Source organism: Panacibacter microcysteis, assembly GCF_015831355.1.
In the GTDB taxonomy this organism is placed as follows: domain Bacteria; phylum Bacteroidota; class Bacteroidia; order Chitinophagales; family Chitinophagaceae; genus Panacibacter; species Panacibacter microcysteis.
This window is the reverse complement of record NZ_JADWYR010000001.1, coordinates 2,880,463-2,904,138: the sequence shown is the minus strand read 5'-3', so window position 1 is coordinate 2,904,138 and position 23,676 is coordinate 2,880,463. Positions and strand designations below refer to the sequence as shown.

Below are 23,676 nucleotides of genomic sequence, written 5' to 3'. Positions count from 1 at the left end.
AATAGCTTTGCGCCACAACAGCGCAATATATGGAGGGTAAGTACAGCCAGGTAAAAGCAATGCTTTCAATTACTAAAGCCAGTCTCAGAGCCACTTTTCGCAGTCCTTCTTCAGTTATCTTTAGCGTAGGTTTTCCGCTTATCTTCATACTGGTTTTTGGTTTTATTGGCGAGGGCGGAGGTTTTTCTGTGAATGTTGCACTCGATAAAACCAGCGATACTTCTAACCCGGTGTACCACGCTATCAGCAATATCCAAGCCATCAACTTCAAAGACAAACCAGATAGCCTGATAAAAGAAGACCTGGAAAAAGGCAATCTTACCGCGCTTATAAAGATCGAGAAAAACAATGGCAATCCCGCATACCTCGTAAAGCTAACGACTTCCGAAGCCGTAAAAACGCAGGATCTTAATATACTCCAGTCTATACTCAATGCCGTTATCGGTAACATAAATGAGCAGGTTTATCCAAATGCAGCAAGCATTGCAAAAGTTGAGAAAGATGTTCAGAAAATACCCGGCAGGGTATACCGGCAAATCGATTTTATACTACCCGGCCAGCTTGGCTTTTCTTTACTGAGTGCAGGTGTGTTTGGAGTTGCCTTTTTATTCTTCAATCTTCGCCAGCAACTGGTGCTTAAACGCTTTTTTGCAACTCCCATCACCAGGACTTATATCGTCCTGGGTGAGGCCATCAGCCGCGTACTTTTCCAGATGATTGCATCAGTTGTTATTGTAAGTATTGGCGTACTGGCGTTTGATTTTACACTCGTGCATGGCGTTATTACATTTTTACAATTGATGCTGCTTTCTTTACTGGGCCTTATCGTTTTCATGGGTTATGGATTTATTGTAAGCAACGTGGCAAAAAATGAAAGCACCATACCGCCATTTGCCAACCTTTTTACCTTTCCGCAATTTCTATTATCAGGCACATTTTTCCCGATAGAAGTTTTTCCAAAATGGTTACAGTTTTTCTGCAACCTTTTACCCTTAACACATTTTAATAATGCCATGCGCGAAATTTCTTTCGAAGGCGCCGGCATATTAGATGTGTGGCAGGATGTAGGTATATTATTAATTTGGGGCGTTATCCTCTACGCCATCGCCATAAAAGTATTTAAGTGGGAATAATGTTGGGCCAGGCTGCAGCACATGCATGATGCTTCGTTGCGTCGCACTCTTGTACTATTGCAGCGTTATTCAGCAAACGCGAAGATGAAAGCATCAGTCTTGTAATTAACCTATATTTTAAAAGACAGACAAAAGTTTACAAACAATATGCGCATTTTAAAACTAGTATTGGCAAGCTTCTTTATTCTTTTTGCTATTGTTACCGCAATCGGGTTATTATTTCCTTCCAAAGTTGTTGTATCACGGGCTATCAACATCAGCACTAATTACGATACTGCTTACAAATACCTGGACGATGCCAAATACTGGAAACTTTGGATGGACGGCGCAGATACAGCAAGCATTGCGTTTCTTTCTGCAAAAACAGCAGGGCCCGGTACTGCTATAAAAATCGGCAGCGGTGGCGAAGTAAGTTTTACGCGAAGTACCGCAAACAGTATTTACACAGAATGGAAAAGTGGCGGTGGAAATATTCAAAAAAGTATTTTCACATTACTAAAAGATACAGCCAACAGCATTACCACCGTACAATGGTCTTTTGAGCAACAGTTAAACTGGTATCCGTGGGAGCGGTTCGGTTCTATGGCCAATGATAAGATCCTGGGGCCGGTAATGGAGCAGAGCCTTGGCAAACTGAAGTTTGTTCTGGAAAAAAAATAATCAGCCGATAAATTTTTTCGCGGTTTCCATATCTATTTTCTTATCCCATTTTGCTACCACAATAGTGGCTACTGCATTGCCAATAAAGTTGGTAATGGCTCTTGCTTCGCTCATAAAGCGGTCTATCCCGAATATAATGGCTACAGAGGCAGCAGGAATATGTTCTACTATTGGCAGCGTTGCTGCAAGGGTAATAAAACCAGCACCGGTTACACCTGCAGCACCTTTTGATGTAAGCAGCAGCACGAGCAATAAATAGACCTGCTGGCCAAAGTTTAATGGCATATCTACAGCCTGGGTTATAAAAATGGCTGCCATTGTAAGATAGATACATGTACCGTCCAGGTTAAAAGAATAACCTGTAGGCACAACCAAACCAACAACAGATTCTTTGCAACCAAGCTTTTTTAATTTTTGAATTAAGCCCGGTAATCCACTTTCAGAAGACGACGTTCCCAGTACAATCCACAACTCCTCTCCTATAAACCTGATCAGCCGTACAATGCTGAAACCATAAAATTTTAATATGCCGCCGAGTACCAGAAAAATGAAGATAATACAGGTAGCGTAAAAGCACGCCATCAGTTTACCGAGAGATAGCAGTGAATCCCACCCAAATTTGCCTATTGTAAATGCCATAGCGCCCAGTGCGCCAACAGGCGCAAGCTTCATAATGATACGCATAACAGCAAACAATCCTTCTGTTAAACTATGTATGCCACGCAGCAGCGGCGCAGCTTTTCCACCAATCTTCGCCAATCCTGTTCCAAACAGCACTGCGAAAAATAAAACCTGTAAAATATTGCCTTCGGCAAATGCACCGAGGATATTTTCGGGAATGATGTGCAATATAAAGCTCATAAAACCACCAGACGCTTCGCCCTCCTTCACATAACCCTGTACGCCGCTGGCATCTAAGCTGGCGGGGTCTACAGCCATACCATCTCCCGGGTTTACCAGGTTTACAATTACCAGCCCCAGTATAAGTGCTATGGTAGTAAGAATTTCAAAATATATAAGCGCCCGTACACCAATCCTGCCGGCAGTGTTCATATCTTCCATTCCGGCAATACCTGTTACAATCGTACAGAAAATGATGGGTACGATCATCATTTTGATAAGCCTGATAAAAATATCGCTGAGGGGTTTTAAAGCAACGGCAAATTCCGGCACCCATACACCTAATAATATACCAATGAATATTGCTATAATTACCTGTGCATAAAGGCTCTTTAATACTTTCATCGGCTAACGTTTTACAGAGTATTAAAAGTAGGCATTGCTTCAAATAATACTGCGGGCGGGTAGATGTTTTATTTCGCACATAGTGGCAGTAATTTTTTACAAAAGCAGGCTTCCAGATCTTCTATTTTGCTGGCCGGCCCGGCGCTGTTGCTTCCTGCAGTGCAGTACAGGAGTGCGACGCAACAGGCGATGCCATAAAATACCGCTGCCGGGTACACAAAAAAATCCCGTTCAAAAAATGAACGGGATTTATAAAAGAGATTTTCAGTTGCCTTGGATTATTGAGCAGAACTTTCGTTTCTCTGCTCATACCTTCTGCCACCTGATGCCCCGCCGCCATAAGGACGTCTGGCACGTTGTGCCTTTCTGTGCTCTTCTGTACGACGTTTTACGCTTGCTTCATGCTCTTCGTGCCACTTTTGAAACTTAACCATTGCGGTAGCTTCATCAAACAAACCAAGCTTTACGCCACGCAGCAGGTGTTTAAGGTACAATACGCCTTTAAACGAAAGAATGCGTCTTACGGTATCAGTTGGCTGTGCACCTTTGTGCAGCCACTCAAGGGCTTTCTGCCTGTCGAGCTGAATTGTTGCTGGTACTGTAAGTGGGTTGTAAGTTCCGATTTTCTGGATAAATTTTCCATCACGGGGTGCACGGGCATCGGCTACTACAATAAAATAGAAAGGCCTCTTTTTACTTCCGTGTCTCTGAAGTCTGATTTTAACTGCCATTTTAAATAGAAATTTACAGGCTTAAATAATTAGGTTAACGCCCTGAATAAATATTCAGGACTGCGAAAATAAGATGTATCGCTAAAATACCAAATTTTATTGCCGTACAGACTATATTATTTTTTTGAACCCGGCTGTAGCAGTGATGGCATCGCCTGTTGCGTCGCACTCTTGTACTGTTGGAACAACTATTGAACTTCAGCGTTTAACGGCTTAACAACCTTGAGTTTCATCAGCAGCAGGATAATCGGGTAACAAAGGTCAAACTCCCCTTTTCCGGCTGCAAAATTTATTCGCGAAGGAAATTTATGGTGATTATTGTGGTAACCTTCACCCATCATAAGTACATCGAGTTTGAAGAGGTTTTTGGAAGTATTGTCTGTTTCAAAATTAACATGGCCGTATTTGTGAGCAAACCAGTTGATGATTACCCCATGTAACGGCCCCATTACTGCATGCACAGGAATAAGTAAAAACCACCAGTAAGACGGAGCAAATGCTATGTAAATGCAAACGTATATGCCAATCCAGAGCAATCGTGACAAGGAACTGTTGGCCCATTTATCAAACCAGTTCCAGGAAGGTACATTCTTAGTAAATTTTTCTTCCATAGGGTAAGTACCATCCATGATCGATGTGTATACCTTTTTTGTTCGCCACATCATGGTAAAAAAGTTACTGTCATATGCGGGTGAATGTGGGTCAAGTTCGGTATCTGTATAAGCATGATGTATCCTGTGCATGATCCCGTACACTTTCGGGCTTAAATAAGAGGAACCCTGCGTAACGTAAGTAACAAGGAAAAATACACGTTCCCATGTTTTACTCATGGTAAAAGCTTTGTGTGCCGCATACCTGTGTAGAAAAAACGTTTGGGAAAATAATGACAAATACCAATGTAAAATGAAAAACGCAATAATAAAATACATACTAATGTTTTACACATCCGGAAGATGCTGTTCAAATAGACCTTGCTGTGGCCATATTTTTAAAATCCTTAACCATTTAAGAAGGGTGGCGAAGATACGGTCAGGCACTTAATATACCTGATAAAGAGTGTTATAAAATTACTAAGCAATGATGGTTGCTTAAAACACGGTTTTTCTTTTTCCGCTCTCAAAATCTTTGAAGATAAATGCACCCAGCCTGTCGAGGCTTGCAAAGAAAGCCTTACCATTGTTCGTTTCTGTGAATTCATTTACAAAACGCTGCAGGTAAGGGTCACTGGCTATCATGAATGTAGTAATGGGAATCTTTAGCTTTTTGCACTGTGCGGCAAGATTTAAACAACGGTTCGTTATTTTTCTATCAAGGCCGAAACTGTTTTTGTAATACCGGCCTCCGATTTTTAAGCAGGTAGGTTTACCATCGGTAATCATAAATATCTGCTTATTGGGATTTCTTCGTTTACGCAGTATATCCATTGCCAGCTCGAGCCCGGCCACTGTATTCGTATGGTACGGCCCTACCTGTAAATAAGGAAGATCTTTTATTTCCACCGGCCATGCGTCATTACCAAAAACAACGATGTCCAAAGTGTCTTTCGGATATTTTGTTGTGATCAGTTCACTTAGTGCCATCGCTACTTTTTTGGCCGGGGTAATCCTGTCTTCTCCATATAAAATCATGGAGTGAGATATGTCAATCATTAAAACAGTTGAGGTCTGCGCTTTGAAATCTGTTTCCCGTATCTGCAGGTCATCTTCCTGCATATTGAAATTTTCCACGCCATGATTGATCTGCGCATTGCGAATACTTTCTGTAAAATTAATCTGCTCAAGCATATCGCCAAACTGGAATGGCCTGTGATCAGGACTTATCTCGTCTCCAAGACCCGGCTTTTTTGTAGAATGGTCTCCCTGCCTGCTTTTTTTAAGTTTGCCAAAGATTTCTTCCAGGCTGCGTTTGCGTATGCTCTGTTCACTTTTGCCGGTTATAACAATCTGGCCTTTTTCATTATCATCTTTTATATATCCTTCTTTTTTAAGGTCGTCGATAAAGTCGCCCATACCATATTCATCATCTGTAAGCTGGTATTTTTTATCCAGTTCATTCATCCATTGCAAAGCTTCGCTAACATCTCCATTTGCATAAGTAAGAAGTTGCATAAACAAATCAAGCATTTGCTCAAATTTTGTTTTACCGTTTGCATTGGGATCAAATTTTATAAAGCGGTGTCCTAACATACATGTAAACTACTTAAAAAAAGAAAAAGGTGATTTACTAAAGCCGCAAAACATTGCTGATGCGGTTGTTAAATTATTCAAATGCCTGTGAAATAAGTATTTCAGCAGTTATAACACTGGTGATGTTTTTATGTTTATGAAACAGGCGCACAAACTTCAGTGACGGAGTTTTTTTTCTAAAAAATCAAATTGCCAACAAGTGTTGAAAAGAAGCTGAAAATTTTCTTTTCAAAATTTTGCAGTATAAAGTTTTCACTTACCTTTGCCATCCCGAAAAACGGGGCAGTTCTTTGATGCATGATAAACCATTCAAAATCAGAATGCTTTATAACATGCAATTTTCTACAACTTGCCACTTTAGCTCAGCTGGTAGAGCAACTGATTTGTAATCAGTAGGTCGTTGGTTCGATTCCGACAAGTGGCTCTTGACAAGAGAAAAGAAAAAAGTAAAAGAACAGAAAATCATTGTTTTCAGTTTATAGTTTTACTTTCCACTTTTATCTTAACGGGCAGGTTCCAGAGCGGCCAAATGGGGCGGACTGTAAATCCGCTGTCTTTCGACTTCAGTGGTTCGAATCCACTCCTGCCCACCATACAATTTTACAACTCCCGCCGGGAATATAAAATTGCACCTTTGCTCTTTGATGGAGATTTGCACTGCTACCGGCTACACACCGGTGCAAGCTCAAATCGTCAAATTATTAGCGGGAGTAGCTCATTTGGTAGAGCGATAGCCTTCCAAGCTATAGGTGGCGAGTTCGAGCCTCGTCTCCCGCTCTTTTTAGTTTGGGGTTTAGTTGTTACTGTTTTGGTTGCTGAAACTGAAATCTGCAAACTAACATCTCGAAACTGAGAATGCCGTTGTAGCTCAGTGGTAGAGCACTTCCTTGGTAAGGAAGAGGTCGTGAGTTCAATTCTCATCAACGGCTCTTCTGACCACCTTACCTGGAAAACGTTTCGTGTGTATTGCAGAAAGCCGGTAAAACGGAACGCTGCAGACGCCATAAAAAGGGAACGTACAAGTGAGTGACACAACAGGCGATGCCACGAAGTGCTGCTGCCGGGATAATAAAAAGAAACTATGGTCAATGGACAAGGTCTGTTGACATGGAATTATAAACACACAATTAAAAACGATAAAGATGTCTAAAGAGACCTTTAAAAGGGAGAAACCCCACGTAAACGTTGGTACCATTGGCCACGTTGACCATGGTAAAACAACTTTGACCGCAGCTATAACCGATATTCTTTCCAAGAAAGGTTTGGCTCAGGCTAAAAAATATGATGAGATTGACGGTGCTCCTGAGGAAAAAGAGCGTGGTATCACAATTAATACAGCGCACGTTGAGTACCAGACTGCCAGCCGTCACTATGCACACGTTGACTGTCCGGGTCACGCTGACTACGTTAAAAACATGATTACAGGTGCTGCCCAGATGGATGGTGCTATTCTTGTAGTTGCTGCTACAGATGGTCCTATGCCTCAAACACGTGAGCACATCCTGCTTGCACGCCAGGTAGGTGTACCTCGCCTGGTAGTATTTATGAATAAAGTTGACCTGGTTGACGATCCTGAATTGTTGGACCTGGTTGAAATGGAAATTCGTGAACTGTTGACTGAAAAAGGTTTCGACGGTGACAATACGCCAATTATACAGGGTTCTGCTACAGGTGCTTTGGCTGGTGATCCAAAATGGGTTGCTAAAGTTGAAGAACTGATGGATGCTGTTGACAGCTATATTCCGTTGCCTCCGCGCCCGGTTGATTTACCATTCCTGATGTCTGTTGAAGACGTATTCTCTATTACTGGTCGTGGTACTGTTGCTACCGGTCGTATTGAGCGTGGTATTGTAAAAGTTGGTGAGTCTGTAGAAATCGTTGGTTTGATGGATGCGCCACTTACTTCTACCGTAACAGGTGTTGAAATGTTCAAAAAATTATTGGATGAAGGCCAGGCAGGTGATAACGCAGGTTTATTGCTTCGCGGTATTGAGAAAAAAGATATCCGTCGTGGTATGGTTATCTGTAAGCCTAAATCTATTACTCCGCACACTGAATTCAAATGCGAAGTATACGTACTGAGCAAAGAAGAAGGCGGACGTCATACACCATTCTTCAACAAATATCGTCCTCAGTTCTATTTCCGTACAACGGATGTAACTGGTGAAGTTGTATTACCTGAAGGAACTGAAATGGTAATGCCAGGTGATAACATCAGCCTTACTGTAAAACTTATCCAGCCAATTGCGATGGATAAAGGTCTGAAATTTGCTATCCGTGAGGGTGGTAGAACAGTAGGTGCAGGCCAGGTTACTGAAATAATCAAATAAGCTTAAGCTTCGGCTTTTAGCTTTTAGCAAATGATTTTATCTTTGCAAAACATACTCTAAAAGCTGTTTCGGACTACCGGAATAGCTTTTAGCTTTCTACGGGCATAGTTCAATGGTAGAATAGCGGTCTCCAAAACCGTTGATCTGGGTTCGAATCCTAGTGCCCGTGCTGAGAAATTTGAAAATGTAGTACATAGAACGGTTTTACCCGCTTTTAAAATTTTCATTTTCAAACAATCAAATTCTCAAATTCTCAAATCGTTTGGATGAACAAAGTATCGAACTACATCAAAGAAAGTTACCATGAATTAATGGATAAGGTGACCTGGCCTACAGCCACTCAATTGCAGCAATCCACTGCAATTGTACTCGTTGCCACCATATTAATCATGCTTATGGTATCTTTAATGGACTTTGCAAGCAGCGAAGTACTGAAACTGATCTATTCACTTTTTAAGTAAGCAACCATGACAGATACACAGGACGTACAGCAGGATGTGCAGCAGGCGGAAACCAAATGGTATGTGTTGCGTGTGGTAAGCGGTAAAGAAAGGAAAGTAAAAGAATATCTTGATAAAGACATAGCCCGCAGTGGCTGGACAGAAATCATCAAACAGGTATTTCTTCCAATGGAAAAAGTTTACAAAGTGCAGAACGGAAAAAAAGTGATGCGCGAAAAAAACTATTTCCCGGGTTACGTAATGCTCGAAGTGGCAGATGGAAAACTTACAGATGACATTATTCACCACATCAGTAATATTTCCAACATTATGCACTTTCTTACAGACGGGAAAGGCTCAAAAGGAAATATTATATCGCTCCGCAAGTCTGAAGTAAATAAGATGCTTGGTAAGGTTGATGAGATGAATGACCAGGGTGTAACACTCAGTGAACCATTTATAGTAGGTGAAACCATTAAAATTATTGAAGGACCATTCAACGATTTCAACGGTGTTATCGAAGAAGTGAATGATGAAAAGAAAAAACTGAAGGTAACGGTAAAAATATTTGGCCGTTCTACCCCGGTTGAACTAAACTACATACAGGTAGAAAAAATATCATAATCACGTACAGTAAAATATTGCAGGCCCGCTACATGGCGGGCTTTTTTTATGCTGTGCCCGGCTGTATTGCTACTATTTGGCTGTGGTTGCGTCGCACTCTTGTACTTCATCCTGCATTTCAGCAAGTGCCGCCCCACTCCTTTTTATGCCTTACATCCATTAAATTACCAAAGATCATTATTCTTTTTTGCTTGTTTAAACAGGAACACTATTTTTGCTGCCCATTGGGGAATTAGCTCAGTTGGCTAGAGCGCTTGCATGGCATGCAAGAGGCCACCGGTTCGAATCCGGTATTCTCCACTCCTCTCTTTCTATTAATATCTGTCTATTGTTATTTCATCTGGCTTTTTGCCCTTGTAAACCAACTTCTCCATGATAGCACTTCCCACTGTGTAAATCAACAATTCAAAATAGCCTGATATAGCTATTGAAAACCGTGCATTACAAGCCTAATTTTATACTCAGACAGGATCAGGCATTTAATCAGAATGCATACCTTTCGTATTGCAATGGATAAGCCAATTAAGATAGCCATTTTTGATGATCATAAACATCGCCGGGATGCTCTAAAGCTGATGATCAGTCTGAGAAAGGATATGCAATGTGTAGGCGACTACGAGAACTGTAACAATCTCGTATACGACCTGCGCGGCAATATTCCGGATGTGGTACTTATGGATATTAATATGCCCGGTATCGATGGCATTGAAGGTGTAAAACTGCTGTCTAAATATTTCCCGGACACTTTCATCATTATGCAAACAGTGTTTGAGGAAGATGATAAAATTTTTAATGCGTTGCTCGCTGGTGCTCATGGCTATATTTTAAAAAATGCACCCAACGATAAAATGATTGAAGGTATTCTTGAAGTAGTGAATGGTGGTGCACCCATGACACCATCTATTGCACGCCGTGTGCTTGGGCATTTCAATAAAAAATCTGACAAAGCCAATAAAGAACTCTTCAATCTTTCCAATCGCGAAATGGATATACTGAATTTGCTGGTAAAAGGTTACAGCCATAAAATGATTGCAGCAGAACTCTTTATTGCAGTAAATACGGTAAATAACCATATAAAGAACATCTATCAAAAGCTACATGTACACAGTGTTTCGGAAGCTGTGGCAACCGCCATTCAAAAAAATATCGTTTAAAAAAATAGCCATAATTAGCTATTGTACAAAGCATTACTGATAGGGAAATTTGCAGCGAGATTAATAAAACAGGTAGCTAACCTGTGGCACCATTTGCTGGTTCGAAACTCTTCTTAAATAATTTACCGGCCGGGTTTAAGAGGGGATATTTAAAACTAAACATACTTCATTCATTATAACGCGCTTCAGCCATTGTAGCAATACATAACTGGTATACGCCCCTTTAACTACAAAAAATAAATCGTTTCCTGCACTGCATAAAAGTGGTGTGGCTGTTTATTGAGTATTACAAAAAAAATAAAAACATGACTAGACTTTATTTAAAGAAAACCCCGGCTTTTCTTCTTGCCTGCCTGCTGCTAATGGCAGCATCGTGCTCAACCATTGCAAAGTTTGATCAATACTCGTATGCACAGGCCACATCGCTAAAAGTAGATGCTATGAATGTAATGAGCAGTGCCACAGACAGCTTTAAACTTCATACAACAGAAGTAACCCAGCTCCGAACCAATCTTAGTAAGATTTATGAGTATGAAAAAAACAAACCAAAAAATATCGTTACCACAAAAATGTGGAGCGTATTGATAGACTCCACCGGCGGCTCCCTTGGCGGTTTTCTTACAAGATGGCAGAAAAAAAATACACTGGATACTGCTTTCATTAACCAGTCTAAGATTCTCATAGGCGAATCCTTCGATCAGATATCTGCCCTGGAAAGCGGGAAAATAAAAGGCGCGAACTAATTTTTACCACACATTTTTCACTTTGTAAATAGTATAACATGAGTGTAATCAATATAGATCAGTTGATCCAGGCCCTGGAAAGCGGTGTTGACACACTGGCTAAAACAACCCTGCAGGATTATGTATCACAGGCAAAAGCTGATGGAGAAAATGCCATCGGCAGTTTAAAATCTAATCTCCAGCAATGGACTCTGGAACTCGAAAGCGGGGCTTTAAAAGCTGATGATATAGCATTCCTTTTAAAAGAAGAAGCCGCATTAGATGAGATGACTGCACTAAAGCAGGCCGGTCTTGCAGAAATCAGGATCGATCAGTTTAAAACCAACCTGATTACCATGATCACCAACACCATCTTTAGTTTCATTAAAGTGTAATACAACTCAATCAAACATGGTGCATCATGCCGGCCCTACTGTCTACCATTGCCTCTACAGTTCCCATGCCTGTGCTGTGTGTACTGTTTATCATTGCCTGCGTATTACTATCCCAGGCGGCATTATCGTTGTTCCAGAAAGTTTTTACCAGCAACAATGCCGGGCTAAATAACGAAGCAGCAGGAATTGTTTTCGGTGGTATAAGCCTAATCTACTCGCTGGTATTGGCTTTCGTAATTGTAGCAGTATGGGACGATTACCGGGAGCTTGAAAAAACAATAGAAGGCGAAACAGATAAACTAACCGGTATTCTCCAGCATACAGAAGTTCTGTCAGACAGTATAAAAATAAGTGTACAGGAAAATGTTTACGGTTATTGCAGCGAAGTAATCAACAACGAATGGGAAACAAGTACAGACAATACTGCAATAGAACAGCCAAACACCCTGCGGGTGCTGCGAAGCCAGCTGCTCACCATCGATGCGCATGACAGATCTGAAAGCAACATACTCAACGTTATCGATAACGAGCTTGATGCATTGGACGATCTTCGCCGCAACCGCCTTTACCACAGCCACTCAGAAGTGCCGGATATGGTATGGTTTATCTTAAATGCAGGTTCCGCAATGATGGTTATTTTCTTCTTTTTCTTTAATGTACCATCCCCGAAAATGAAGAGAATATACCTGTCTTTCCTGGTAAGCTTTATTGCCATGTGCATGTTCCTTGTATACACTTTAGATCATCCGTTCAGCTATAAACAAGGCATCACAAACGATCTCTATAAAGATGTACAAAACCAGTTAAAAGACAACGGGTACATAGAATAGCAGTATGCTATGTATTGATAAGAAAGAAGATTTGGAGCCCGGCTGTTGTAACATAGCTCACCGTTCCTTGCGTCGCACTCTTCAACTGCAGCAATACTATGAAGCAAATGCGAAGATTGAAGCGTAGAAATTATTGTTACACAGCAACGCGTGCTGCCACGCAAAGAAATACTTGTTTTATACACTCTCCTGCATCATCATTACAGGCTTAATATTATCAATCATGCACCACTAAAAATTATACAATGAAACGCATTCTCTGTTTATCGCCCTTTTTTCTGTGTTTTATACTGGCTGGCTGCAATACTCAAACAGATTATGATGTAAAATCTGTCATTGCATCAATAACCATATCAGTTATTACCATACTTTTTTTTGTACTCGCAGCTTATAGCAACATACTGCGCGATGAGATCACCAACCAGGACGAGTTCCAGGCAAATGCCAAAATGTTACAAAAGAAAAGCAAATGGAAATTGACCAATTCCAATGCACCATTTAACCTTACCAAAGTACAATTTGGTATATGGACGGTGATCATCTCTTCTGTATACATTTATCTTTCATTGTTTAAAGGAGACTGTGCAGACACAGATATAAACAAAACAGCACTTGTGCTAATGGGCATTTTTGCCGGTACAGCAGTTGCGGGTACACTGATAGATAAAAAGGACATCAGCGATAACAGGCCGCGGCACCAGAACCGACCTTCACAAGGTTTTTTTATAGACATACTTTCTGATGCCAACGGCATCAGCCTGCACCGGTTTCAGAATTTTACATGGACGATTATTGCAGTAATAGTTTACCTGTACAAAGTAACACTGATTAAATCTGGTTGCGATCTGCCTGAACTAAGTGATACTTTGCTGGCTTTAACAGGTATAAGCAGTGCTACTTACCTGGTAATGAAAACACAGGAAAACCAGCCACCTGCCCCAGACGCAACTACATCTGCTGCTGAGCCGCTGCAAAGTGGTATTTCAAATGTTGCTCAAAGCACTATACCAACTACTACGGCCTCATGATGGCAGAAAAGAAAACAACAAAATAACACCAAATTCAACACAGCCTACAGCTTAAACAGATCGCTGCAGTTGCCATAAAAACGGGACGCACAAGTGAGTGACACAACAGGCGATGCCATGAAAATGCTAAGCTGGTTACAGAAAAAATATAACATCTTTTCTTAAAAGTGAAGGCTGCTCTACACAACAGCGGGTGCATTATTATCCCGATGCAAGCACACCTGTAAGTTTTATTTGTATAAGATATCTCAGTATCTCTTTATTGCTGCATTATCGTTTGTTTATACCGGAAGAACACAACCATCTGTAAAACAGACAATTAGATATTTTCGTATTAAACAAAAGCCATTGTATAGACTATTTAATAATCAGCATGTAACACTTTATTTTTTTTATTCATCTTATCCACATGCCTTTATAATTTAATTAGGCTGTTGGCGCTGAAGTCATTTTATTCGTGGTTGTATACACCACAAATGATCTGGCCCCTTCGCTACCTCTCATTATTTTTTATGCTTATGCAAACAGGCGTGTTTGCACAAAACAGCAATTTACTCAGGTTTAAATCGCTTACCATAAACGACGGGCTTTCGCAGGGTTTTGTTAATTCCATTACACAGGATGCATCGGGTATTATGTGGTTTACCACGGCTGATGGTTTGAATAAATATGATGGCTATAATTTTTATGTTTATCACCATGACATTTATGATTCGACATCAATAGGCAGTGATGATCTTACTTTCGTTTACGAAGATGGGCAAAGAAGACTTTGGATAGGATCGCGCAATAATGGCTTAGACTTTTTTGACCGGGAATACAATAAATTCTATCACATTGTGCACAGGAATTCAAAAGGGTTGATATCGGACAAGATATTATCGGTATGCAGTGATAAAAGCGGAGCCCTCCTGATAAATACGGACAGGGGAATAGACCGCATGCAGATAATACCCAAAAACCGCAATAAAAAGAAAACAACTAATTTTTTTGAAAACTATGAATTGAGATTTACGCACCTGAAATATGGAAACAATAATGCCGGGCTTACAGGCAAAGCGGTACTCGGTAATGTGTTTACCGATAGCAGGGGACATACTTATGTTGCAGATACTTCTACTCTTTATGAATTGGTTTTTCAGCCAGACAACACATACACGCTGCACAAAAAATATTCGTACCAGCTTAAAGATAAAAATTACGTTCCGGGTATAGCGGAAGATACATCGAGCTACAGTCTTTTTATTAATGGTGCAGACATTACCAGGTTTCCTGGTTACGATTTTAACCTGCCGCATAAAATGTTTTCTAATAAAGACCAGGTGGCACGGCATGCATGGGTTATTGGCAACAACCAGATGATATGGTCTACAGACAGCGGTTCATTATACAGAATACACATACCTACCAATGAAATATCTCTCAATATACCTGCCGACTCTGCACAAAATTTTGCACTTAAGGCCCCGTTAACGATTTACTCAGACAGGCAAAATATTTTGTGGATAGGAACAGCCGGCCACGGTATTTTTAAATACGATCCTGAAACAGAACGCTTTCACCATGTTTTAGCTAACACGATACATTACCATATACTCGAAACGAAAAATGGAGAACTGATAACCAGGAATTTTGATAAGATCACGCTGGCCAACAATGAATTTCGCCAGAAGAAAGACCCGGTAATGCAGGCTTTAAAAGAAAAATTCGCAAACAGTTTCATTGTTCAATATGCTGTAGATACAAGTGGTAATTTATGGATACCCGAACATCATAAGCTTTACTACTATAACCTGGCCACCAATAAACAACAGACACACGAGCTGCTGTTTGATGAGGCACCCAGTGACATTTATACCATATACGCAGACAAAAGGAATACTTTATGGATGGGTTATAAAAAGTACTTCGTTCGTTTTGACCCTTCTTTAAACACCTTCACAAAATTCAACTACCCGTTTAAAGCGCCGGATTTTGAAACGGATTTTTTACAGACGATTTATGAAGACGGAAATACATTGTGGCTGGGCTCAATACATGGCTTGTTTAGCTTTGATCTGCTTACACAAAAAATGAAAGACGCTTATTACGCCCGGCCGGGAGATTCTGCTTCTTTAAGCAGTAATTTTATTTACAGCTTATGCAATGATATTAAGCAACCTAAACGATACCTGTGGGTTGGCACCAAAGGTGGCGGCCTTAACAGGCTAGACAAATACACCGGCAAATTTGTGCGTTATTCCAGGAAGGATGGGCTTGCCGATAATGTTATTTATGGCATACTGCCCGGAGACGATGGAAATGTCTGGCTAAGTACAAACCAGGGGCTTTCTGCATTTAATCCACGTACAAAGGTTTTTAGAAATTATGATGTAAATGATGGATTACAAAGTAATGAATTCAACCGCTATGCTTTTTGTAAAACGTCTGCGGGTTTGCTTGTTTTTGGTGGCATGAATGGTATAAATTATTTCGATCCAAAACAGATAAATACATTGAATTCGGCAGAAGTTGTTTTTACCGATCTGCGTTTGTTCAATAAATCAGTTAAACTAACAGACGAAGACTGCCCTATTAATAAAAGCATTAATTATGCTGACGAAATAAGGCTCAAATACAAACAGAATGTTGTGGCCATTCAGTTTGCAGCCGTAGATTACCGCAGGCAGGGAAATATCCTGTACCGCTACAAAATGGAGGGTTTTGACGAAGACTGGATCTTTTCAGGTACTGCACATGAAGCCACTTACACAAACCTGGACCCCGGCGAATACAGGTTTATTGTACAGGCAAGTTATGAAAGTGACAACTGGGGCAACAGGCAAACATCAATTGCTGTAATTGTCCTGGAGCCATGGTACCATACCTGGTGGTTTTACCTGCTTACCATTATAGCAATAGCCTGCATTTTATATGGTTTATATCGATTTAGACTGGCCCAGTTTGCAATGCTTGAAAAATTAAGAAACCGTATTGCCATGGATTTGCACGATGAAGTGGGTTCATCTATCAGTACGATTGCTATATACTCCAAAATCATGCAGGACCAGATTAGAAGCGTTGATTTCGATAATGAACCACTGGTTAATAAGATCAAAGATTTTGCAGAAGAGATCATGGAATCTATGAACGATATCGTCTGGAGCATCAATACCAAAAATGACGCATTTGAAAGAATTGGAAGCCGCATACGCATACATGCCTCTCAATTGCTGGAACCAAAAGGTTATACGCTACATTTTGAATTTAGCGAGGCGCTCAACCGCATTAAAATTGGCATGGAAAAAAGACGTGAGTTCTACCTCATCTATAAAGAAGTACTAAACAACATAGCCAAATATGCAGATGGCCGGCATGTTTGGATCAGCCTCAACATCGTAAATAATTTTATTCAGCTTACAATTAAAGATGACGGAAAAGGTTTTGATATAACGAAAGCCCCGGGCACCGGCAACGGCCTTACAAATATGCAAAACCGCGCAGCAATGCTCAAAGGCAAACTCTCCATTAATACGCAAACAGGTAAAGGAACAGCAGTCGTGCTAAGTTTTAATGCCAGCTAAAAATGGCCTGAAATGGCCATTGTGCAAACTATTGTGCATAATTAGATTTGCAATTGCATAGAAATCTTGACCGCTAACCGAAACGGGCTGCAAGGCTTTGCGGTGTACCATTTTACAAGCCTTGAAAGAATTGTAATACGGATCAGCAAAAGATTACCGGCATATAAACCAACTATAATTGATAAACAGAATTTCGCGGCTTTAAACAAGTGGACGATTACATGAACATTTGCTGCAATGCAATGAACAGCGTAAACACATACCCGGGTATGCAGTGATGCTGTGTACGGTTTCAGTAATAAAATATCATACCTCGCAGATATAGAAGTAAGCAAGCAACATTTTTGAAGCAGAGATACCAATCCAGTAAGTTAAAACATCTGCGGAACAGAGACACTACCCTTTTAATGATACTGCGGCCAGCGGCTTTGTATTGTGTGTAACCACACCATACAAATCGTATCGTTGACCGTATACCACAACGCTTTGGCATTAATGCAGTGGTAGTAATGATGTATTGCCACATACCAATGGACGATAATTTTTATTGACAAATTTTTTTCACAAAAAAACCAAAACAATGAACTACATCACTTCCTCTGCAACCAACGTAAAAGAAACCATACGAAGTTTCTTCAGCATCAACAGGTCACTGGCGGGCAGTATTGCCAAATGGGTATCCTCCGCAACAGTTAATACCATGCTGTTGCAGGATCATTTCTCCCAACAGCAGAAGACTGTTGAAAATAACAGTCAATCAGTATCGAAATAGCAATACGTAAGCGTTATTTCACATTCAATTTTATAACGCGGCAATGTATTTACTAAAAAACTTTAATACACTGTTGCTTCAATTAAACAAACTTCAAAACTAAAAATCATGAGTATCAATCAATCAAATCTTTCATCATCAAAATATGGTTACGATATCGTTGTAGCAACAACGCAGGATTCTATAAATGCTACAATGAAGCAATATTATAGTGATATTAATGGTTCTAAATCTACACACCCGTTACCTGTTATTACAAAATATTATGGCATAAACGCTTCCAACGCTTTTTACGAAATGACAGAAGCTGAGGTGTTGGCGTCTTCGTCCGGAACAGATCCTTTTTCAGTAGCAACCTATAATATCTCAGGCACAGGCTCTGTGCCAACAGATGTAAACAATTTCGCAAAATCTCCTTTTGCCTATGGTTTCAAAGCACAAATCGGTATACCGGCAGGTTTATTACCTGCACCGGATATTGTAACATTAAACCCAGGTCTTCAATCTGTGACTTATAATATTTATTGCGCTACATTCCAGGTTGTGCAAACTAATTTTGGCAGACTCGGCAACTATTTAGGCATTACTAATGAGTCTCAGCCAGCTTCTGACCCATGGATGTTTACTTCTTCTATTCCGCTAAAGACAATTACAGATGAAACAAACTTGCCGCCGTCTGTGATGGCATACACGAAAACACTAAATGGTGCTTTTAGTGTGCAACAGTTATTGCTGGATCTTGATAACGCAGTTCCTCTTACAATACCAACCATATCCGGTATTGAACCCACAGACCCTGTATACATCGCATTACAAACCGAATTTATTGGTTTATATCTCGCCAGTTTAAAAGCATATCAACAACCGGTATTAAACTATGCCGTTACCGTACCCGACCTGGCTCCTTCTACTTTCAATATTAAAAAGCTTGACATGTATGCTGATGGCGCGGTTGATAGTACTGGTACACTTATTCCAAACCCTACCACAGACCAGCAAAGCTTATGCACACTAAATTATTTGTGCAGCACCAATGCATCAGCTTCCATTATTGGTAACCAGTTTAACTGGAACTGGTTTGATGATTATACACAATTAAGCAACTACCATGGTGTTGTAGCAGTGAACAAGTCTCTGCTGGTTAATTATTACAAAGACATATTAACACCGCTTATTTCAAAAAATTGTTACTCATCAAGTGTTACATGCAGTTTAACCGGCTCTTTATATTCTTCCGGATTAGCAGGTAACCAGGCTCCAACAGTCACCCTGAATGATACAGGAAGTACCGTTCTTACATTTAGTTATAATTCGTCCGCTGCAGATTCTGCCGGCGCGAATGGAGATATCGCACAAATGGCACAAAATGCAAGTATGAATGCTACGGTCGAATTTTCTAATAATCAGATTATCATAACCCAACACCTGATAATTTATGTAAGCATCAGTTATATGGGTAGTAACCCTGCATCCGGAAATATCATTGACAAAACAATTACAGACACCTACACACTTACAGTAGATGACCATGGCAAAATGCTAATGACATTATCCAGCAATACAACAGATGCATCAAAAGGGCCTTCAGACCCGGGATGGGAAAATCTGAATGTTGCAGCTTCAATTCTTAATCAGATTCAAAACGGCGTAAGCCAAATGGTATCAACAAGTTTAACAGATATCTCCATTACAAATCTGCAAACATATGTTTTCCCGGGAGGTAATAGTTTCTCCTTTAAAGATGTAACGTTTTCAGACAACCAGGATCTGATTTCCCGCATTACATATCTCGAACTAACCTGATAATCAAATAAGAATTATTTGATCGCAGGCATTGTCTTTAGTTGCACTGAATGCTTAATCTGTTATTGTTTCAGCGGCAGCATTAACTGGCGTGAAAACTGAATTTAATTATTGCACCAAATGTAGTTTTTCATGGCATCGCCTGTTGCCACGCTCGGTTCACGGTTCCTCTTTTATGGCTTCTCCGGCGATCAGTTTCCTGGAATCCTTATCATTAATACCATTATATCATTTTACGTTATCACCGTTTTGAATAACATTTCATAAAGGTGATAACGTTACAACTATTAGTTATGAAAATTGTAAACTCCACAGAATTAATGAAGAATCAGAAGCATGCTGTAATCATGGCTCCTGATAAGCAGTTTGAGGTACTGCAAACACAACAAGGTAATTCGCTTTTCTTCTCTATTGGTACCGACAACATATTCTATTGCACCAGAGAAATACCTGCTGATACACATGGCTGGTCTAGATTCGATTTCAGCTCTGCGCTCTCTGCTAACTTCAGTAATGCCACCATCGTTGCCAAAACTTTCGATGTTGCTCAAAATGTTGCTACAGGGCTTATTGATATTGCTCTTGTGGTAACCGTTAATGGTAATGATAGCCTCTTTGTTTCCCTTGGCAATACCAATACGGATGCCGCATGGGCTGCAGATACCATTAAATGGACTGCCATGCCTTTTGATGATACTGCCAGAACCTATAAAACTTTGGCTATTGCCGATGTCTTTCTTGCAGAAGCAGGTGCCGGTGAATACATTATTGCAGATATTCTTGAAGACCCATCGAGCCCTATCAAAAGTATTTATCGTTACTACATTGACCCTTCTAAAAAAAATACCGGACATTTCTGGAACGAGCATGATGTTGCCGCAGATTTTGAAGCCGGTACCATTACCAGTTGTGTGGGTCGTAAATCGGGCCAGGGCGTTGATGGTGTCTACACACTAGGCACCATACTTAACCTGCCACAACTGATCTATACACCCGTATTCAATGCCTACTCACCCAGAACAGCAGCACCTACCACCAACTTTACTATTCCGGCTACCACTACCGCAATGGCTGTCTCTGTAAGACAATCGCCCTATACAGATCTCTTTGTAGCAGCAGGCGGAGCTTTGTACTATCTCTCTTACGATCAACAAACAGGTACAACCGGTGCGACACCTACACCTACACTCATCTATTCCAATGCCATATTGCAGGGCGTTCAAAAACTGCATGTAAATAATTCCGCCACCCAAACACTCGTATGGGGCCTAAACGAACAGGGCCAGATATTTTATCTTTCCTGTACACCGGGTTCTGAAGCTACAACCACAGCATGGAGTTACCCTGTTGCCATTCTTACAGGTGTGGAAGGCATTGCTACTTACATAAACGGGGTACAAAACAGCGTGATCGTCTTTGCTCATATGCAGGATGATACACTTATACAGCTTACACAGGATGCCCATACAAAGCAATGGACAACACGTAACATCCTGCTGCCTTCTGCCGATGTTAATGATTATGTAGAGAACTATACATTTACAACGCACATCCGTTTAACTGACGATAACAACATACCATTATACAATGAGCCTGTTACTATCTCTTCAACAGCAGGATGCAGCGTGTATATAAACAATGCATATCATGTGCTGTACCCCAATACACCTTTACAGATCAGTTGCGATGAAACAGGTACCATAAATGTTCAGCAGAGAACAGATAGCCTCAGCGGGATATTTTTTAAAGTAACAGATGGTACCACAACAGCGGTTATAAACCCCATGACCAACGTGCTGGCCAAACTGACACCTGTAAAAACGGGAACTGACCTCAATGTTAATGTACAGGATGAAAAAGGCAACAGTACACCTTTGGTGAGCACTACCTATGCAGACCAGCAGGATGCAATAGCACAATACATCTCGCAATTTGTGGCACAGCAATCCAGCCTGCCTGCAGATGGCACGCTTAAACCCACTGCTGCTACAAGTGCCACGGCCGCTGCTGCTGTACCCATTACCAAAAGAACACCTAAAAAAATAGTAGGCCTGCATACAGTAAAAGGCAAACTGGTATATTATGATAACATTGCACACGCCCAGCAATTGGGAGTGCTGCTTCATAAGCCTGCAGCAACCGGTGCAGGCGCCACAGCACTTGGTGCAGTAGCTGCAAATGACCCTATTGAACTATGGGCCGCCGATGCATGGAACTGGCTGAAAAACCTCGTTGACCAGGTGGTAACCATGGAACTGCAGATCTTTGATGAGATAACGCACTTCTTCGTTACACTCGGTAACGAGATCTATCACTTTGCCATCAGGCTGATCAATGATATTGTGGAAGGTGTAAAATTTGTAATCGGTAAAATCAAAGTATTCTTTGATGACCTGGTGAAATGGCTGGGCATGATCTTTAATTGGAACAATTATGTAAGAACACATAAAGTAATTCGGTCGATGTTTATTAATTATTCTAATAACACCATCGCCAATATACTTAACACCAAAAATTCGCTTAACCAGGCCGCTAATGAACTGATGGCTGAAATTGATCAATGGGCTGGCATAATTGATGGATATACATTTCCTACCGATAGCGGAACAAGCACTTCTGCTTCCAATACTACCGATGCCGGACAAAACACCCCGCAATCAAACTGGGGACATCAGCAATCTAAAAATAATGCACCAAATGCAAACTGGAACGGGCCTGTGTCTGTAATTGGTGATTTGCTCACAGATTTTTTCAACATGATTAGTACGGAGGCAAACATAATCAGCGGAGCAATTTTACAGATACAGGATATTATTAATCAGGGCACCACATTATCTGCAGGAGATCTTGTAAAAAAAATCATTGCCATCATAGCTGATGTGGTCATAGCTTCTGCAACCAATGTTGCAGATACTTTGCTGGAAGTCGCTGCACAACTAATCGGAGATATTGTAAATGAAATATTACTTGCGCCACTGAATATTCCGGTAATATCTCCACTATACAAATTGTTTGCAGATGAAGAACTGAGTATCCTGGATCTTGTTTGCCTGGTAGTAGCTATCCCGCTTAACATCATTTACGAAACTGCCTTTGGTTCCATACCATTCCCGGATAATCCTCAAACAGATGCGTTAATCAATGCAACAAGCCTTAAAGCTTTTGGAGATGCAATGATTGCAATGACTCCATCACCCACAGCATTAGGCGCTACCCCGGTTTGGAGTGATGATACGAACAATTTTGCGATGAAAATCGCCAATATTCTGGCATTTGCCGGTTCCGTACTCGTTACCATCTTTGGAGCATTGAAACTGGTCTTTACAGAAGGCTTTGCCGGGCAACTTGTAGCAGTGGTTTATGCAATATGCTATATACCATACGTAGCGCCTGATATTGTAGGGGTAATACAAAATTTTTACGATCCGCAGGCAAACTGGTACAACATTATGAACTTTGCTATAGCTGCTGTAATGGTTGTAAAAAACTTTGTCGATATTAAAATCGTACAATCTTCTACACCAGCCGCTCTTACTGCCGTAAAAGCCACTGCTGTACCAAGAATTACCACTACTTCAACAACTCCGAAAATAGTAGCACTGGGAATGGATAACACAGTTGGTGGTGGCAATCCAATTCCTACCGATATTCCTGATACTGATCCGGCTGTAGAGCCAGAGGCTCCTCCTCCGCCAAAAGAAGCTGGCTGGAAGACACCATTTGAAAATGGAGTTACATGGGAAGACGCTTCTCCGCTTATAGAATCTGTTTTAAACGCAGTTTGGGAAGTACCGGTATATTATTCTTATGCAGGTGCTACTACGGATACAAGGAATCAGAAAGCAAATAACGTTGTAACGTTAGTCGGAAACACAATGTTTAACTTTGGAGGCGCCATTACATTTTTTGCTGCTTTTGGCTCACCTACTGTAAAAGCGGTGACTATTGTAAGCCAGATTGCTTGCAACGCAGTTTATGCTGGTTGTTCGTTAGAACTTGCTATCATGCCGCCTAAATAGTTTTAGCGGCAGCATTTACCGGCGTAAAAGCTGAGTTTGAT

The 23,676-nt window shown here is 40.8% G+C and carries 18 protein-coding genes and 6 tRNA genes; 20 read left to right on the top strand and 4 right to left on the bottom strand.

Features of this window, described 5'->3' with window-relative positions:
• Positions 1 to 29: 29 nt before the first annotated feature.
• Together I5907_RS11905 and I5907_RS11900 are read left to right on the top strand one after the other, a co-directional pair.
• Entirely contained in the window at positions 30 to 1,133 is a 1,104-nt protein-coding gene (locus tag I5907_RS11905) for an ABC transporter permease (RefSeq protein ID WP_196990927.1), read from the top strand.
• A gap of 147 nt (positions 1,134 to 1,280) precedes the next feature.
• Positions 1,281 to 1,793, top strand: coding sequence for an SRPBCC family protein (locus tag I5907_RS11900; RefSeq protein WP_196990926.1), 513 nt, complete (start codon positions 1,281 to 1,283; stop codon positions 1,791 to 1,793).
• Here the strand turns inward: I5907_RS11900 and dctA are convergent, their stop codons facing one another.
• The 4 genes from dctA to I5907_RS11880 form a co-directional block, all read right to left on the bottom strand.
• Positions 1,794 to 3,038: a C4-dicarboxylate transporter DctA gene (dctA, locus tag I5907_RS11895; protein WP_196990925.1), complete on the bottom strand. Its 1,245-nt coding sequence runs from the start codon at positions 3,036 to 3,038 to the stop codon at positions 1,794 to 1,796. It abuts the gene before it with no gap.
• 278 nt (positions 3,039 to 3,316) lie between these two features.
• A complete protein-coding gene (gene rpsP / locus I5907_RS21780) occupies positions 3,317 to 3,769 on the bottom strand; it encodes a 30S ribosomal protein S16 (protein WP_196990924.1) in 453 nt (150 codons plus the stop codon).
• A gap of 188 nt (positions 3,770 to 3,957) precedes the next feature.
• A complete protein-coding gene (locus I5907_RS11885; protein WP_196990923.1) occupies positions 3,958 to 4,698 on the bottom strand; it encodes an acyl-CoA desaturase in 741 nt (246 codons plus the stop codon).
• Between the two features lie 159 nt (positions 4,699 to 4,857).
• The gene (locus tag I5907_RS11880) at positions 4,858 to 5,955 is read right to left on the bottom strand and encodes a vWA domain-containing protein (protein WP_196990922.1); all 1,098 of its coding nucleotides are present in this window, start codon (positions 5,953 to 5,955) and stop codon (positions 4,858 to 4,860) included.
• Positions 5,956 to 6,306: 351 nt separating this feature from the next.
• Here I5907_RS11880 and I5907_RS11875 point away from each other — a divergent pair.
• The 18 genes from I5907_RS11875 to I5907_RS11790 all read left to right on the top strand — a co-directional run bounded on the left by I5907_RS11875 (position 6,307) and on the right by I5907_RS11790 (position 23,635).
• A tRNA-Thr gene (locus I5907_RS11875) sits at positions 6,307 to 6,379 on the top strand.
• A gap of 83 nt (positions 6,380 to 6,462) precedes the next feature.
• A tRNA-Tyr gene (locus I5907_RS11870) sits at positions 6,463 to 6,548 on the top strand.
• Positions 6,549 to 6,659: 111 nt separating this feature from the next.
• Positions 6,660 to 6,732, top strand: a tRNA-Gly gene (locus I5907_RS11865).
• Positions 6,733 to 6,812: 80 nt separating this feature from the next.
• Positions 6,813 to 6,884, top strand: a tRNA-Thr gene (locus tag I5907_RS11860).
• 213 nt (positions 6,885 to 7,097) lie between these two features.
• Entirely contained in the window at positions 7,098 to 8,285 is a 1,188-nt protein-coding gene (tuf, locus tag I5907_RS11855; RefSeq protein WP_196990921.1) for an elongation factor Tu, read from the top strand.
• 98 nt (positions 8,286 to 8,383) lie between these two features.
• Positions 8,384 to 8,454, top strand: a tRNA-Trp gene (locus I5907_RS11850).
• 97 nt (positions 8,455 to 8,551) lie between these two features.
• Complete coding sequence (gene secE, locus I5907_RS11845) at positions 8,552 to 8,746, top strand: preprotein translocase subunit SecE (RefSeq protein ID WP_196990920.1); 195 nt, start codon at positions 8,552 to 8,554, stop codon at positions 8,744 to 8,746.
• 6 nt (positions 8,747 to 8,752) lie between these two features.
• A complete protein-coding gene (gene nusG / locus I5907_RS11840) occupies positions 8,753 to 9,349 on the top strand; it encodes a transcription termination/antitermination protein NusG (RefSeq protein WP_196990919.1) in 597 nt (198 codons plus the stop codon).
• 226 nt (positions 9,350 to 9,575) lie between these two features.
• A tRNA-Ala gene (locus tag I5907_RS11835) sits at positions 9,576 to 9,649 on the top strand.
• A 209-nt stretch (positions 9,650 to 9,858) separates the two neighbouring features.
• A complete protein-coding gene (locus I5907_RS11830; RefSeq protein WP_196990918.1) occupies positions 9,859 to 10,503 on the top strand; it encodes a response regulator in 645 nt (214 codons plus the stop codon).
• A 305-nt stretch (positions 10,504 to 10,808) separates the two neighbouring features.
• On the top strand, positions 10,809 to 11,246 hold the full coding sequence (locus I5907_RS11825) for a hypothetical protein (protein ID WP_196990917.1): 438 nt from the start codon (positions 10,809 to 10,811) through the stop codon (positions 11,244 to 11,246).
• 38 nt (positions 11,247 to 11,284) lie between these two features.
• Positions 11,285 to 11,620 carry a hypothetical protein gene (locus I5907_RS11820; protein ID WP_196990916.1) on the top strand — a complete coding sequence of 112 codons (336 nt, stop codon included), beginning with the start codon at positions 11,285 to 11,287 and terminating at the stop codon, positions 11,618 to 11,620.
• Between the two features lie 26 nt (positions 11,621 to 11,646).
• Positions 11,647 to 12,450, top strand: a complete 804-nt coding sequence (locus I5907_RS11815) for a bestrophin-like domain (protein WP_196990915.1) — start codon at positions 11,647 to 11,649, stop codon at positions 12,448 to 12,450.
• Positions 12,451 to 12,695: 245 nt separating this feature from the next.
• Entirely contained in the window at positions 12,696 to 13,478 is a 783-nt protein-coding gene (locus I5907_RS11810; RefSeq protein WP_196990914.1) for a hypothetical protein, read from the top strand.
• Between the two features lie 476 nt (positions 13,479 to 13,954).
• Positions 13,955 to 17,041 (top strand): ligand-binding sensor domain-containing protein, encoded by a 3,087-nt coding sequence (locus tag I5907_RS11805; protein ID WP_196990913.1) that lies wholly within the window; start codon positions 13,955 to 13,957, stop codon positions 17,039 to 17,041.
• A gap of 580 nt (positions 17,042 to 17,621) precedes the next feature.
• Positions 17,622 to 17,813 (top strand): hypothetical protein, encoded by a 192-nt coding sequence (locus tag I5907_RS11800; RefSeq protein ID WP_196990912.1) that lies wholly within the window; start codon positions 17,622 to 17,624, stop codon positions 17,811 to 17,813.
• A 108-nt stretch (positions 17,814 to 17,921) separates the two neighbouring features.
• Entirely contained in the window at positions 17,922 to 19,616 is a 1,695-nt protein-coding gene (locus I5907_RS11795) for a hypothetical protein (protein WP_196990911.1), read from the top strand.
• Positions 19,617 to 19,909: 293 nt separating this feature from the next.
• A complete protein-coding gene (locus I5907_RS11790; protein WP_196990910.1) occupies positions 19,910 to 23,635 on the top strand; it encodes a hypothetical protein in 3,726 nt (1,241 codons plus the stop codon).
• The last annotated feature ends 41 nt before the right edge of the window (positions 23,636 to 23,676 follow it).